This window comes from Streptomyces sp. NRRL S-1022 (genome assembly GCF_000720135.1).
Lineage (GTDB): Bacteria > Actinomycetota > Actinomycetes > Streptomycetales > Streptomycetaceae > Streptomyces.
In genome coordinates, this window is the sequence record NZ_JOIU01000016.1 from 173,344 (window position 1) to 188,313 (window position 14,970).

Annotated in this window: 9 protein-coding genes and 1 pseudogene; 5 read left to right on the forward strand and 5 right to left on the reverse strand. The window is 74.2% G+C overall.

The genetic code is table 11. The features are described from left to right. Positions 1–156 precede the first annotated feature (156 nt). A pseudogene (locus IG05_RS48465) lies at positions 157–393 on the reverse strand (glycoside hydrolase); the annotation flags it as partial. A 470-nt stretch (positions 394–863) separates the two neighbouring features. Between IG05_RS48465 and pcrA the strand changes: the two are divergent. Further along, entirely contained in the window at positions 864–3,353 is a 2,490-nt protein-coding gene (pcrA, locus tag IG05_RS0123735) for a DNA helicase PcrA (RefSeq protein WP_030345567.1), read from the forward strand. A gap of 94 nt (positions 3,354–3,447) precedes the next feature. Here pcrA and IG05_RS0123740 read toward each other — a convergent pair whose 3' ends face one another. Both IG05_RS0123740 and IG05_RS0123745 read right to left on the reverse strand, forming a co-directional pair. Further along, entirely contained in the window at positions 3,448–4,920 is a 1,473-nt protein-coding gene (locus tag IG05_RS0123740) for a peptidoglycan DD-metalloendopeptidase family protein (protein ID WP_030345568.1), read from the reverse strand. Positions 4,921–5,213: 293 nt separating this feature from the next. Next, positions 5,214–6,068, reverse strand: coding sequence for an esterase/lipase family protein (locus IG05_RS0123745; RefSeq protein ID WP_030345570.1), 855 nt, complete (start codon positions 6,066–6,068; stop codon positions 5,214–5,216). Between the two features lie 224 nt (positions 6,069–6,292). Here IG05_RS0123745 and IG05_RS0123750 point away from each other — a divergent pair, with 224 nt between their 5' ends. After that, positions 6,293–6,715 (forward strand): cobalamin B12-binding domain-containing protein, encoded by a 423-nt coding sequence (locus IG05_RS0123750; RefSeq protein WP_030345571.1) that lies wholly within the window; start codon positions 6,293–6,295, stop codon positions 6,713–6,715. Here IG05_RS0123750 and IG05_RS0123755 read toward each other — a convergent pair. Further along, positions 6,691–8,424, reverse strand: a complete 1,734-nt coding sequence (locus IG05_RS0123755; RefSeq protein ID WP_234335983.1) for a DUF5691 domain-containing protein — start codon at positions 8,422–8,424, stop codon at positions 6,691–6,693. The genes IG05_RS0123750 and IG05_RS0123755 overlap by 25 nt on opposite strands. A 50-nt stretch (positions 8,425–8,474) precedes the next feature. Then, positions 8,475–9,830, reverse strand: coding sequence for an SWIM zinc finger family protein (locus IG05_RS0123760; protein WP_037814528.1), 1,356 nt, complete (start codon positions 9,828–9,830; stop codon positions 8,475–8,477). Positions 9,831–9,962: 132 nt separating this feature from the next. Between IG05_RS0123760 and IG05_RS0123765 the strand changes: the two genes are divergently transcribed. Genes IG05_RS0123765 through IG05_RS0123775 form a run of 3 tightly spaced genes read left to right on the forward strand, consistent with a single transcriptional unit; the run spans position 9,963 to position 14,952 of the window. Continuing rightward, entirely contained in the window at positions 9,963–11,093 is a 1,131-nt protein-coding gene (locus tag IG05_RS0123765; RefSeq protein ID WP_030345576.1) for an ATP-binding protein, read from the forward strand. Next, complete coding sequence (locus tag IG05_RS0123770) at positions 11,090–13,750, forward strand: DUF5682 family protein (protein ID WP_037814530.1); 2,661 nt, start codon at positions 11,090–11,092, stop codon at positions 13,748–13,750. The genes IG05_RS0123765 and IG05_RS0123770 overlap by 4 nt, the downstream gene beginning before the upstream one ends. Continuing rightward, positions 13,747–14,952 (forward strand): VWA domain-containing protein, encoded by a 1,206-nt coding sequence (locus IG05_RS0123775; RefSeq protein ID WP_199808370.1) that lies wholly within the window; start codon positions 13,747–13,749, stop codon positions 14,950–14,952. The genes IG05_RS0123770 and IG05_RS0123775 overlap by 4 nt, the downstream gene beginning before the upstream one ends. Positions 14,953–14,970: the final 18 nt, after the last annotated feature.

A 14,970-nucleotide genomic window follows, 5' to 3' on the forward strand; every position in this document is an offset into this window, starting at 1 on the left:
GAGGCTGTCCGCGCGGCGCCCGGAGGCCTCGGCCCCCTCGGCCGCCTCGGCCCGTTCACCCCGGCCCTCACCTCGCCCGGGCCCCTGCTCCGGCCCTCCGGCCCGGCGCTCGGCGGCCCGCTCGCCCCGCCCGTTCCCCCGGTCGGCGCGTCCGCCCCGGTCCTTGCCCGCGGCGGCTGCCTCGGCGGCCGATTCCGCGCGGCGGTACAGGTCGTCGATCTTGCGCTCGACCTCCTCCGGGCTCGGCGCGGCGTGCCCGGCGACAGGCGCGGGCGCGGCCTCGGCGGTCTGGGAGAGCACGGCCACGGAGGTGAGCGCGGCGGTGGCGAGGGCGGGGGTGCCGATGCCCGCTCCCGGGGTCCCGCCGGGGCGCGGCTTGCGGTGCGACGCCAAGGGTGGCGACTCCTTCCGTACTGCCGCCTACCGGGTGAGCGGTGGGGGTCCCAGGCCTCAAGGGCTCTGGGGGAGGGTTCGGGCGGATGCTCGGAAGGGTCGCCCTACGGCGTCGTCCCGGGTGGGAGTCGGCCGATTCACCCCAGGATCGGTGGGTCCCCGGCTCCGGGCACCGTGCGGGGCGCGCCGGACTCGGCGGAGGCCGTGCGGCCCGGCGACGTTCGCCGGAGGGGGGTCGTACGGCCTGACGGAAACCTAGCCAACTCGTGTGTCTTCTGTGAAGGTTGGTGTGCGGTATGTCCGATACATTTCCGTGACCTATGGACATTTTCACGTCCGCGTCACCGGGTGCTTCCGGTGCGTGAGCGGCGCAAACGCGCTTCCGGCACGAAGATCAACCGGCTCTCGGTGCCGCCGTGTTCCGGGGACGGTGACCGGTTGTCGGTGGGGCGCCCTAGACTCGGAGAGCGATGAGCAGCCTCTTTGACGACAGCTTCCTGGCGGACCTCCAGGCCCCTCGCGGGCACCAGGAGGAGCCTCCGCCGCCGCCCGAGGACGATCACGCTCCGGAGCCGCTTCCGGACGATCTGTTCGGTGGGAAGTTCGACGTGCCGCCGGACCGGGACGCCTACTACCGCGACGGCGCCCCGCGCCCCGCGCTCGACCCGGCGGCGCTGCTGGAAGGGCTGAACGACAACCAGCGCGCCGCGGTCGTGCACGCCGGCTCCCCGCTGCTCATCGTCGCCGGCGCCGGCTCCGGCAAGACCCGCGTGCTGACCCACCGCATCGCGCACCTGCTGGGCGAGCGGGGCGTGCACCCGGGCCAGATCCTCGCGATCACCTTCACCAACAAGGCCGCGGGCGAGATGAAGGAGCGCGTCGAGCAGCTCGTCGGCCCGCGCGCGAACGCGATGTGGGTGATGACCTTCCACAGCGCGTGCGTGCGCATCCTGCGCCGCGAGAGCAAGAAACTCGGGTTCACCTCGTCCTTCTCGATCTACGACGCCGCTGACAGCAAGCGCCTGATGGCCCTGGTCTGCCGGGACCTGGACCTCGACCCCAAGCGCTTCCCGCCGAAGTCCTTCAGCGCCAAGATCAGCAACCTGAAGAACGAGCTGATCGACGAGGAGGACTTCGCCGCCCAGGCCACCGACGGCTTCGAGAAGACCCTCGCCCAGGCCTACGCGCTCTACCAGTCGCGGCTGCGCGAGGCGAACGCGCTGGACTTCGACGACCTGATCATGACGACGGTCAACCTGCTGCGCGCCTTCCCGGACGTCGCCGAGCACTACCGCCGCCGCTTCCGGCACGTCCTGGTGGACGAGTACCAGGACACCAACCACGCCCAGTACGCGCTCGTGCGGGAACTCGTCGGCACGGGGGAGCGTGCCGCGGAGGACGCCGATATTCCGCCCGGCGAGTACGACCTCCCGCCCGCCGAACTCTGCGTCGTGGGCGACGCGGACCAGTCGATCTACGCCTTCCGGGGCGCGACGATCCGCAACATCCTCCAGTTCGAGGAGGACTACCCGGACGCGACGACGATCCTGCTGGAGCAGAACTACCGCTCCACGCAGACCATCCTGAGCGCGGCCAACGCGGTCATCGAGCGCAACGAGTCCCGCCGCCCGAAGAACCTGTGGACCAACGCCGGCCAGGGCGCCCGGATCACCGGGTACGTCGCCGACACCGAGCACGACGAGGCCCAGTTCGTCGCCGACGAGATAGACCGCCTGGTCGACGCGGGCGACGCCAAGGCCGGCGACGTCGCCGTCTTCTACCGCACCAACGCCCAGTCCCGTGTCTTCGAAGAGGTCTTCATCCGCGTCGGCCTGCCCTACAAGGTCGTCGGTGGGGTCCGCTTCTACGAGCGCAAGGAGGTCCGGGACGTCCTGGCCTACCTGCGCGTGCTGGCCAACCCCGAGGACTCGGTGCCGCTGCGCCGCATCCTCAACGTGCCCAAGCGGGGCATCGGCGACCGCGCGGAGGCGATGGTCGACGCCCTCGCCCAGCGCGAGAAGATCAGCTTCCCGCAGGCCCTGAAGCGCGTGGACGAGGCGTACGGCATGGCCGCGCGGTCCACCAACGCGGTCAAGCGGTTCAACACGCTGATGGAGGACCTGCGCACCATCGTGGAGTCCGGCGCCGGCCCGGCCACCGTCCTGGAAGCGGTCCTCGAACGCACCGGGTACCTCGCCGAGTTGCAGGCCTCCACCGACCCGCAGGACGAGACCCGGATCGAGAACCTCCAGGAACTCGCGGCCGTCGCCCTGGAGTTCGAGCAGGAGCGTGGCGAGGACGAGCAGAGCACGCTCGCCGACTTCCTGGAGCAGGTCGCCCTGGTCGCCGACTCCGACCAGATCCCCGACGAGGAGGACGGCGACGGCGTCATCACGCTGATGACCCTGCACACCGCCAAGGGCCTGGAGTTCCCGGTCGTGTTCCTGACCGGCATGGAGGACGGCGTCTTCCCGCACATGCGCGCCCTCGGCCAGACCAAGGAGCTGGAGGAGGAGCGGCGCCTGGCGTACGTCGGCATCACGCGCGCGCGGGAGCGGCTGTACCTCACGCGGTCGGCGATGCGCAGCGCCTGGGGCCAGCCGTCGTACAACCCGCCCTCCCGCTTCCTGGAGGAGATTCCGGCCACCCATGTCGAGTGGAAGCGGACGGGGGCGGTGGCGCCGGTGTCCTCGGGTCCGGCGTCCGGGATCGCGGCCTCGCTGTCCTCCAGCCGTTCGCGTTCCTCGGCGTCGGGCGCGTCCGGGTTCGCCACGCGGCGCACGGCGGAGAAGCCGGTGGTCGCCCTGGCCGTCGGGGACCGGGTCACGCACGACCAGTTCGGGCTCGGCACGGTCGTCGGGGTGAAGGGCACGGGCGCGAACGCGGAGGCGACGATCGACTTCGGCGACACCAAGCCCAAGCGGCTCCTGCTGCGGTACGCGCCGGTGGAGAAGCTGTAGACCGACGAAGGCTGCAAGCCGAAGAGGCCTTGAGCCGAAGAGGCTGTAGACCGAAGGGGCCCCTCGCCGCACGGCGGGGGCCCCTTCCGGATGCCTAGGTCGGGTCCAGCCCGTGGCTGCGCAGCCACGGCAGCGGGTCTATGGCCGCCCCGCCGACCGGCCGGACCTCGAAGTGCAGGTGAGGGCCGGTGGAGTTGCCGGAGTTGCCGGAATAGGCGATCGGCTGGCCGGCCTTGACGGCCGTACCAGAGGCGACGCGGTAGCTGGAGAGGTGGCAGTACCAGGTCTCCGTGCCGTCCTTCGCCGTCAGGATCAGCATGTTGCCGTAGGCGCTGTTCCACTTCGTGGTGACGGTGCCGTCGGTGGCGGCCATCACCGTGGTGCCGTAGGAGACCGGGAAGTCGATACCGGTGTGCACCGACATCCAGTTGATGCCCGCCTGGCCGAAGTAGGCGCTCAGCCCGTGCTGCGCGACCGGCAGCGCGAACTTGGGACGCAGCCGCTCCTTGAGCGCGGCCTCCGCAGCCGCCTTCTTCTTCTCCAGCTCCTGCTGCGCCTTGAGGTCGATCCGCTCCTGGGTGCGGCTCGCCCGGTCGGCGAAGTCGGTGGCGCCGGCCGACAGCGTCTTGAGCTGACTGTCCAGCTTGCTGTTGGCGACCGACGGCTTGACCGGCTGCGCGTCCGCCGCGCTGGTGGAGCTGTCCTTGGAGTCGTCGGCGAGCGCGCCGACCGAGGCGGCGGCGATCCCGGCGACCCCCATCACACAGGCCGACGGTACGGCCACGGTCAGCAGCGCGGAGCGTTTGGCGGGCGTACGACGCCGGGAGCGCGCCCCGCCGCGCGAGCCCGCGCGGGTCGCCGGCGCCGGGCTGATCTCCTCCTGGTCGTCCAGCAGGCCGGTGACGGCGGGCAGTTCGCCGGTGGAGTCCGACTCGCCCGCGCCGGAGTCGTGATCGGCGAACTCCGCGTCCTCGTACGGCACCTGCTCGAACCCGGCCTGCGGGTCGGCGACCGCTTCGAACGTCGAGGTGGCCTGTTGATCGAACGGTTCGCCAGCCTGCTCGGACTGCGCCGGCACGGTCTGCCCGGCGGAGTTCCACTGAGTGGCGTCGTACGCGCCCGTGTCGAAGGTCTGGGTGCCCCACTCCCATTGCTGGGTGGCGTCGGCGCCGCCGGGCCGGTCGGGCTGCAGCCAGGCGTCGGCGTCCCACTGGCCGCTGACGTCGTTCCCTGCGGACTGCGCGGGGATGTTCCAGGCGGTGCTGTCGTAGGCACCGGTGTCGTAGCCGGCGTGGTACTGCTGGGCCGCGTACGGGTCGTAGGCCGGGGTCTGGACGGTGCCGGTCTGCCACTGCGTGCTGTCGTACGCGCCGGTGGACTGCTCGCTGCCCGGCATGCTGCCGAAGAGCGGGTCGGCGTGGAAGGCCGCGGTGCCCGGGGAACCACCGGCAAAACCGGTGGCGTCGTACGCGCCGTACGTGGTGAGGTCGTCGTAGGGAGCTTCCTGGGCTCCGTACTGCGGGTAGTGCGCGGTGGAGGCGTCGGAAGCCGGGGCCGGGGTGGTCATACTCCCCGACGGGTGACGGTCGTTCACCAACTTCTCTTTCGCCTCGACAACAGGGGCTGCCAGAGCAGTGCGGCGACTGTACCCGTCGGTACCTGGGCGCGACAATCTTCGGCCTGTTTCGCGTGGGCCTGAAACGGGCATTCGGCCGTGTTTCGGGGGAGCCCGGACGCTACCTTGGCCTTGCGTTCGAGGAATGTTCGATGTCGAGTGGCGATGCGCCGGCCGAGCGCCGCCCGTGCTGTGCCTGTGCGCCCCCCTCCTCAGGCCACCGTCAGTGCCTGTGCGCCCCCTCCTCAGGCCACCGTCAGGCCGTTCGCGGCCCGGTCGCCGGGGTGGGGGACCTCAAGCGCCTCGCGTATGCCGGCGGCCACGGCGGGGTGCACGGGCAGCGCGAGGTGGCCGATGCCGGTGACCCGGACGTTCTGCGCGTCGAGGTCGGGATGCTCCACGCAGGCCGTCTCCAGCGGGTCCATCAGGGAGTCCAGGTCGCTCCAGAAGCTCACGAAGCGGGTCCGGCAGCCGGGCGCGGGCCGGGCCAGCTCCTCGATCACCGCCGATCCGGGGCGCATCTGCCGCACGATCGGGTGCGCGTCCGCCAGCGGCGCCACCCGCGTCCCCGAGTGCGGGGTGCCGAGTGTGACCAGCGTGCGGACCCGCAGGTCACCGCCCAGACACTGGGCGTAATAGCGTGCGATCAGGCCGCCCAGGCTGTGTCCGACGATGTCGACGCGGGCGCTGCCGGTGCGCTCGCAGATTTCCTCGATGTGCCGGCCGAGCAGCTCGGCGGCGATGCGGATGTCGCAGGTCAGCGGAGAGTAGTTGAGGGACTCCACCCGCTGCCTGCCGTGCTGGGCCAGGGTGCGGCGGAGCAGGACGAACACCGACCGGTTGTCGATGAAACCGTGCAGCAGGACGACCGGCGGGGCGGGGCGGACCGGCAGCCGTGCCGTGCCGTCCCCGTCGGGCAGGGTGCCGGAGCGGCGTTCCTGGATCAGGCCGGTCGGATACAGCAGGAGGTGACCTGCCAGGATGGCGGCCTCCAGGGCCGTCGCCCGCAGCAGCGTCATGGACAGTCCGGCCAGCCTGCCGGGCCACAGACGGCGGCAGAGCGGGAAAAAGAGCGGCGGCAATACCCCGGTGACCTTCATGGCCGACCTCCTGTCGGCACGCCGGAGGACGGCTAGGTCCCCCGTGTGCCCTCATGTCCCACCATGTGATTTCCCCCTCGCCGCGTCCCGTAAAACTGCCGCTTGCGGGATGCTGGAGATAACGTTCGTTCACTTCGCGACGGTGGCGGAACGCGCCAAAAGTGCGGTACTTGTCGGTACGGACGGAAGCCGATCGCTTCCGGGCTCGTTTGATGGAGGCAGTGATGGGTGTGGCAGCCGGTCCGATCCGCGTGGTGGTCGCCAAGCCGGGGCTCGACGGCCACGATCGAGGGGCCAAGGTCATCGCGCGTGCCCTGCGCGACGGTGGTATGGAGGTCATCTACACCGGACTCCACCAGACGCCGGAACAGATCGTGGACACCGCCATCCAGGAGGACGCCGACGCGATCGGCCTGTCCATCCTGTCCGGTGCCCACAACACGCTGTTCGCCGCGGTCATCGACCTGCTCAAGGAGCGGGAGGCCGAGGACATCCTCGTCTTCGGCGGCGGGATCATCCCGGAGGAGGACATCCCGCCGCTGAAGGAGAAGGGCGTCGCGGAGATCTTCACCCCGGGTGCGACGACCGCGTCGATCGTGGAGTGGGTCCGGGCGAACGTGCGTCAGCCCGCCGCGTCCGGGGGCTGAGCAGCGGTCCTCCCCGGCGCGACGGCTTTGTCCGGAGACGGGGCCGCTGCGTCCGGCGGCTCGGCGGGTGGGGTGGGCGGGGTGAGTTCCCGCGTCATGGCCGCCCGCAGCCGCAGGGTCGTCACCAGCCGCTGGAAAGCCTCCGCCCAGTACCCGCCGGCCCCCGGAGCCGCGTCCTCCCGCTCGTCGGGCAGCGCCAGCAGCGCCTCCAGCCGTACGGCCTCCGCCGGGTCCAGGCAGCGCTCGGCCAGCCCCATCACCCCGCTGAAGCTCCACGGGTAACTGCCCGCCTCCCTCGCGATGTCGAGGGCGTCCACGACTGCCTGGCCGAGCGTGGGGGCCCACGGGACCGCGCACACGCCGAGCAGCTGGAACGCCTCCGACAGGCCGTGCGTGGCGATGAACCCCGCGACCCACGCGGCCCGTTCGCCCGGTTCCAGCGCGGCCAGGAGCTTCGCGCGCTCGGCCAGGGACACCGCGCCCGGGCCGCCCGCCTCCGGCGCCGACGGCGAGCCGAGCAGCGCCCGCGACCACGCCGAGTCCCGCTGCCGTACGGCCGCCCGGCACCAGGCCGCGTGCAGTTCGCCCTGCCAGCCGTCCGCCACCGGCAGCGCCACGATCTCCTCGGCCGTCCGCCCGCCGAGCCGCCGCGGCCAGGTGCCGAGCGGGGCGGCCTCCACCAACTGCGCCAGCCACCACGACCGTTCCCCCCGGCCCGCGGGCGGGGTGGCCACCACGCCGTCCCGTTCCATACCGGCATCGCATTCGTGCGGCGCCTCCACCGCGATCGCCGGCATCTCCCCCGTACGGTCCAGGGCCACACACGCCGTGGCCCGTACGGCCATCCGCCCGGCGAGCGCCGAACCCGGCAGCGCCGACAGCAGTTCCGCCGCCGTCGCCCGGACATTGCGGCTGCGGTCGCCCAACGCCTGCTCCAGGAACGGCTCGTCCGCCTCCGACAGACCCGTGCGCAGCGAGTCGAGGAACATCAGCCGGTCCTCCGCCCGCTCCGCCGCCCAGGTCGAGGCCAGCAGCTCGCGCCCCAGCGCGGGCGTACGGGCGCGCAGTGCGCTCAGCAGCGCCGCCCGTTCGGCGAACAGCCCCTCCTGCCACAGCCGGCGCACCGCCTCGGCGTCCTCCGGGTCGGGCAGCGTGGCGCCGCCGCCGGGGGTGGTGCGCAGCGCGAACCGCCAGTCCGGGTTCAGCCGGGCCAGCCACAGCGCGCGCGGGCCCGCGAACGCCAGCGCCGCCGGGCGCAGGTCCGTACGGCCCCGGGCCGCGTCCAGCAGCGCCGGCAGCGCCTGCGGGGGTGCCGCGTACCCGTGGGCGTTGGCCGCCGTGAGCCATTGCGGGAGCAGTTCCATGAGGTCGGGGGTGCTGCCCCGCCTGCCGCCGGACCCGCCCCCCGACCGGTCGGCCAGCAGGGTGGTGAGCCGGCGCGCCGCCGGTGCGGGAAGCGCCGGGCGTGGATCGGCGGGCGCGCGATCGGGCCGTCGCGCCGCCCGCGCGGGCCGCAGTCCGGCCCGCCGCCGTACGGTCGCCACGGCGGCCGCGTCGAGCAGTGCCGCCGGGGCCGGCCGGCCGGGCGGGGCGTGCGCCGGGGTCCGCCGGTCCGTGCCGAGGAGCGCGGTGGTCACCAGCTCCTCCCAGGAGCTTTCCCGCAAGCTCTCCGGCGGCGTGGTGTCCCCGCCGGTCGGTGTCCCGTGCATTCCGTCCCCGTTCCCTCCGCCTGCCTGCGCGTGTGTGTCCGTACGTCCGGTCAGCACAGTGGCACCGCCTCGCCCGCCTCCTCCGGCCACGCCGTGAGCGGAGTGAAGCCGCGGTGGCCGCACTCGCCGAAGACCGTGACGGGGGCGCCGCCGGACAGCGCGACCAGCCGCCACAGGCCGGGTCGGGAGCGGGCGGCCCGGCTCAGCGGCAGGGCCGTGTCCGTGCCGGCGTCGGCCAGCTGCCACCGGTCGCCGTCCGGGACCGGTACCACCCGGTCCAGGGTGACCGGGACCGAGTCCAGCCAGGGGTCGTCGCGCAGTGCCGTGCCGTAGCGGGCCGCCGCCTCGGCGGTGGTCACGCCCGGCGGGCGGAACACGGCCGGGGCCGGCGGGGCGAACCGCTCGCCCAGGGCGGCCCGGGCCTGGGCGGAGCCGGGATACGCCGTCAGCTCCGCGTCCAGGGCCAGGCCGACCGGGAGCGACAGCTCCGGTGCCCGGCCCGCCGCGCCGTAGGACAGCAGCAGCCGGGTCCCGCCGGACTCGGCGCCGTGCAGCCATATCCGGCGCGTCGTCAGTTTCGGGTCCGCCGTGTCGTACTGGGCGAGGACCAGCCAGCGGTCGCGCACCGGCGGGCCGTCCGGCGTGGCGGGCAGGCCGAGCCGGGAGCGGACCGTGGCCGCGAGTGCCTCCGGCAGCCGGTCGCGGTGCAGCCAGCCCTGGTCGAGCAGATGGAGCAGCGCGCACTCCTCCAGCAGGCGCACCGGCCAGCCCGCACCGGACGCCGGGACCGCGCCCAGTTCCCTTACGCGCGCGGCCAGACCCGGCGCCTGGGCGTCGACCATGCGGGCCGCCGTCTCGTCCCACATCCCGTACCCCGCCTGTTCCGCCGCGGCCAAGCCGCCGCGCAGCAGGTCCGCCAGGCGCTGCTCCAGCTCGGTCGCGCCCGCCGTGACCCGCTCGGCCCGGCGCTCGGCGCGCCGCCGGGCCGCCGCCGGATCCGCGGGTCCGGCGGCCGGACCCCCCTCGCCCCGCGTCCCTTGCCTCTCGGCGCGGCTGCGCCGGGACGCGAGCCACGTCCCGGCCCAGTCCGGGGGCTGTGCGGCGGCCGGCACCGCGCCGTCGCCGCCCGTCCACAGCAGGAGCAGGCCGAGTGCGTGCTTGCACGGGAACTTACGGCTCGGACAACTGCACTTGTACGCAGGCCCCGCCGCGTCGGCCAGGTCCACCACCGTCCGGTACGGCCTGCTGCCACTGCCCTTGCACAGTCCCCACACCGTCCCCTCTCCGCTCCCGGTCTCCGACCACGGCCCCGCCGCGCCGAGTCTGCTCCCCGCCTTGCGTGACGCGGCGTCAGGCGCCAGTGCCAGCACCTGCTCCGCGGTCCAGCGCACCCCCTGCTCAGTCATGCCACCGACGGTAGGTCCCCCCACTGACAATCGGCCCGGCGAAGGCGTCTTCCCAGGTCAGGGCGATTGTCAGTGGCGTGGTGCACGGTGGATGCCAGATCCGAACCGGCCGAGCTGGAGGGGGCCTCAGCCATGACTGTGTCCGTGGAACCGACGACCGCCGAACCCGACCGCGACCAGACCGCACAGGCGTTGCGGCCGCACGCCGAGCACGCCTTCGCGGCCGAACTCGCCGCGCTCGCCGCGCAGGACGACCGCCCCCGCCCGGCCCGCTGGAAGCTGTCGCCGTGGGCGGTGGCGACGTACCTGCTCGGCGGCACCCTGCCGGACGGCACGGTGATCACACCCAAGTACGTGGGCCCGCGCCGCATCGTCGAGGTCGCCGTCACCACGCTGGCCACCGACCGCGCGCTGCTGCTGCTCGGCGTGCCCGGCACCGCCAAGACGTGGGTGTCGGAGCACCTGGCCGCCGCGGTCAGCGGTGACTCGACGCTGCTGGTCCAGGGCACGGCCGGCACCCCGGAGGAGGCGATCCGGTACGGCTGGAACTACGCGCAGCTGCTCGCCCACGGTCCGAGCCGCGACGCCCTCGTGCCCAGCCCCGTCATGCGTGCCATGGCCGAGGGCATGACGGCCCGCGTGGAGGAGCTGACCCGTATCCCGGCGGACGTGCAGGACACGCTGATCACGATCCTGTCCGAGAAGACCCTGCCCATCCCCGAGCTGGGCGCGGAGGTCCAGGCGGTCCGCGGCTTCAACCTCATCGCCACCGCCAACGACCGCGACCGCGGGGTCAACGAGCTGTCCAGCGCGCTGCGCCGCCGCTTCAACACCGTGGTGCTGCCGCTGCCGGAGAGCGCCGACGCCGAGGTCGACATCGTCACCCGCCGGGTCGAACAGCTCGGCCGCTCCCTCGATCTGCCGGCCGCGCCCGACGGCATCGAGGAGATCCGCCGCGTCGTCACCGTCTTCCGGGAGCTGCGCGACGGCATCACCGCCGACGGGCGTACGAAGCTGAAGTCGCCCAGCGGCACGCTGTCCACGGCGGAGGCGATCTCCGTCGTCACCAACGGGCTCGCGCTCGCCGCGCACTTCGGCGACGGCGTACTGCGCGCGGGAGACGTCGCCGCGGGCCTCCTCGGTGCCGTCGTCCGCGACCCGGCGGCCGACCGGGTCGTCTGGCAGGAGTACCTGGAGACGGTCGTCCGCGAGCGCGAGGGCTGGACCGACTTCTACCGGGCCTGCCGCGAGGTGAGCGCGTGACCGGCACCGGCGGGAGCACGGCGTTCGACGCCGGGCCGCTGCTGCTCGGGGTACGGCACCACGGGCCCGGTTCCGCGCGGGCGGTGCGGGCCGCGCTGGACGCCGCCCGCCCGGCCGCCGTCCTGATCGAGGGACCGCCCGAGGCCGACCCGCTGATCCCGCTCGCCGCCGACCCGGACCTGCGGCCCCCCGTCGCGCTGCTCGCCCACGCCGTGGACGAGCCAGGCCGCTCGGCCTTCTGGCCGTTCGCCGAGTTCAGCCCCGAGTGGGTGGCCATCCGCTGGGCCGTGGAGCACGGTGTGCCGGCCCGCTTCATCGACCTGCCGGCCACGCACACGCTCGCGTGGGAGCAGGCAACCCGCGATTCCGGTGCCGGACCCGATTCCGGCGCCGGCCCCGGCACCGAGTCCGGTCACGGTGACGAGTCCGGACCCGGCACCGAGGCCGGTCACGGTGACGAGGTCCGTGTCGACCCCCTCGCCGTGCTCGCCGGGACGGCCGGGTACGACGACCCCGAGCGCTGGTGGGAGGACGTGGTCGAGCACCGGGGGCCGGGCGCACGCGACCCGTTCGCGCCGTTCGCCGCGGTGGCGGAGGCGATGGGCGCGCTGCGCGAGCGGTACGGCGCCGGCGGACACTCCCGGGACCTCGTCCGCGAGGCGCACATGCGGCTCCGGCTGCGCGACGCGCGCAAGGAGTCCGGGGACGCCGTGGCCGTGGTGTGCGGGGCCTGGCACGTGCCCGCGCTGCGGGAGAAGACCACCGTCACCGCCGACCGGGCGCTGCTCAGGGGCCTGCCCAAGGTCAAAACCGACCTGACCTGGGTGCCCTGGACGCACCGCAGGCTGGCCCGGGCCGGCGGGTACGGCGCGGGTATCGACTCCCCGGGCTGGTACGGGCACCTGTTCCGCGCCCCGGACCGGCCGGTCGAGCGGTGGCTGACCAAGGTGGCCGGGCTGCTGCGCGAGGAGGACCGGATCGTGTCCTCCGCGCACGTCATCGAGGCGGTGCGGCTCGCGGAGACGCTGGCCGCGCTGCGCGGCCGCCCGCTGCCCGGCCTGGGCGAGACGACCGACGCGGTGCGCGCGGTGCTGTGCGAGGGCTCGGACGTGCCGCTGACGCTGGTGCACGACCGGCTGGTGGTCGGTGACGTCCTCGGCGAGGTCCCGGAGTCGGCGCCCGCCGTGCCGTTGCAGCGCGACCTGGCCCGGCAGCAGCGCTCGCTGCGGCTCAAGCCGGAGGCATCGGAGCGGGAACTGGAGCTGGACCTGCGCGGGGACACCGACGCCGGCCGCAGCAGGCTGCTGCACCGGCTGCGGCTGCTCGGCGTCGGCTGGGGGGAGCCGGGCCGGTCCCGGGGGAGCACGGGCACCTTCCGGGAGACCTGGCGGCTGCGCTGGGAGCCCGAGCTTTCCGTGCGGGTCGCCGAGGCGGGCGTGTGGGGGACGACCGTGCAGGCGGCGGCCCGGGCCAGGGCGGAGGCGGACGCGGTGGCGGCGCGCGCCCTGGCGGACGTCACCGCGCTCGCCGAGCAGTGCCTGCTGGCCGGGCTGCCGGACGCGCTGCCGGTGGTCATGCGGGTGCTCGCCGACCGGGCGGCCCTGGACACCGACGTCGGCCACCTCGCCCAGGCCCTGCCCGCCCTCGTCCGCTCCCTGCGCTACGGCGACGTGCGCGGCACCGACACCGGCGCGCTGGCCGGGGTCGCGGCGGGCCTCGCCGAACGCGTCTTCGTCGGCCTGCCCCCGGCCTGCGCCGCCCTCGACACCGACGCGGCCGAGGAGATGCGCGGCCACGTGGACGCCGTACACATAGCGGTGGGCCTCCTGACGGAGAGCCTGACCGGGGCGCCGGCGGACAGCGACGGGGCCACGGCCGGTGCGGAGGGCCTCCAGGGGCGCTGGCGGGACGTGTTGCGCGTACTGGCGTCACGGGACAACGCGCCCGGGGTCATCCGGGGGCGGGCCGTGCGGCTGTTGCTGGACGACGGGGCGCTGCCGGCCGAGGAGGCGGCCCGGCTGATGGGGCTCGCCCTGTCACCGGGCACCGCGCCCCCCGCTGCCGCCGCCTGGGTCGAGGGGTTCGCCGGCGGTGGGGCCGGGCTGCTGCTGGTGCACGACGAGCGGCTGCTCGGCCTGCTCGACACCTGGCTGACCGGGGTGCCGGCGGAGGCCTTCACGGACGTGCTGCCCCTGCTACGGCGCACCTTCGCGGCGTACGAGCCGGGGGTGCGCCGCAGCCTCGGCGAACTGGTCCGGCGCGGCCCCGGGGACCGGCCGGCCGGAGCCACCGCCCGGCAGCCCGCCGTCCCCGGCTTCGCCGCCGAACCGGACACCGGGCGCGCCGACGCCGTGCTCCCGGTCCTGCGGCTGCTGCTCGGCCTCGACGGGGACCACGACACCACACCGGGCGCGAACGCGGCGCGCACGCCGGTGCCCGAGGCGCTGCACGCGCCGTCGCACGGCACCCGGCACAGCACGGCGGACGCCCTGGCGGACAGCACGGCGAGCGCCGCGACGCGCGCCCCGCGACGCGGTGCCCCGCAGTCCGCCCGGGCGGCGACACACGCCCCGGCACACCACGCCACACGCGGAGCCGTACACACGGCGGCACCCGATTCCCCGCACGACGACCGCCTCATGGGGGTGGGCACATGACCGACACGACGGATACGACGGCCGCGACGAGGGCCGCGACGGCGGCCGAGCCGGTGGACCCGGCGCGGGAGCGGCTGCGGCGCTGGCGGCTGGTGCTCGGCGGGGGCCAGGCGGACGGCACCGGGTGTGCGCTGTCCGGCCCGGACTCGGCGATGGACGGCACGCTGGCCGCGCTCTACGGCCGGGGCGACGCACCGCAGGCGGGCCGGGACCGGTCGGCGGGGCTCGGTGCCTCCGCGCCGTCCGTGGCGCGCTGGCTCGGGGACATCCGGCGCTACTTCCCGTCCTCCGTCGTCCAGGTCATGCAGCGCGACGCGATCGACCGGCTCGGCCTCGCCTCCCTGCTGCTGGAGCCGGAGATGCTGGAGGCGGTGGAGGCCGACGTGCACCTGGTCGGCACCCTGCTCTCGCTGCACAAGGCGATGCCGGAGACCACCCGGGAGACGGCCCGCGCGGTGGTGCGCAAGGTGGTCGAGGACCTGGAGAAGCGGCTCGCCACCCGCACCCGGGCCACCCTCACCGGCGCCCTGGACCGCAGCGCCCGCGTCAGCCGCCCGCGCCACCACGACATCGACTGGAACCGCACCGTCGCGGCCAACCTCAAGCACTACCTGCCGGAGTACCGCACGGTCGTACCGGAACGGCTCGTCGGCTACGGCCGGGCCGCGCGGTCGGTGAAGAAGGAGGTCGTGCTCTGCATCGACCAGTCCGGGTCGATGGCGTCGTCGGTGGTGTACGCGTCCGTGTTCGGCGCGGTCCTCGCCTCGATGCGGTCGATCAGCACCCGGCTGGTCGTCTTCGACACGGCGGTCGCCGACCTCACCGACCAGCTGGACGACCCCGTCGACGTGCTGTTCGGCACGCAGCTCGGCGGCGGTACGGACATCAACCGGGCGCTCGCCTACTGCCAGGCGCAGATCACCCGGCCGGCCGAGACCGTGGTCGTGCTGATCAGCGACCTCTACGAGGGCGGTATCCACAACGAGATGCTCAAGCGGGTCGCGGCGATGAAGGCGTCCGGGGTGCAGTTCGTGGCCCTGCTCGCCCTGTCGGACGAGGGGGCGCCCGCGTACGACCGGGACCACGCGGCGGCGCTCGCCGCACTCGGCGCACCCGCCTTCGCCTGCACGCCCGACCTCTTCCCCGAGGTGATGGCCGCCGCCCTGGAGAAACGGCCCCTGCCCATACCCGACACCGCGTGAGTGGAACCGGCCGCCGGC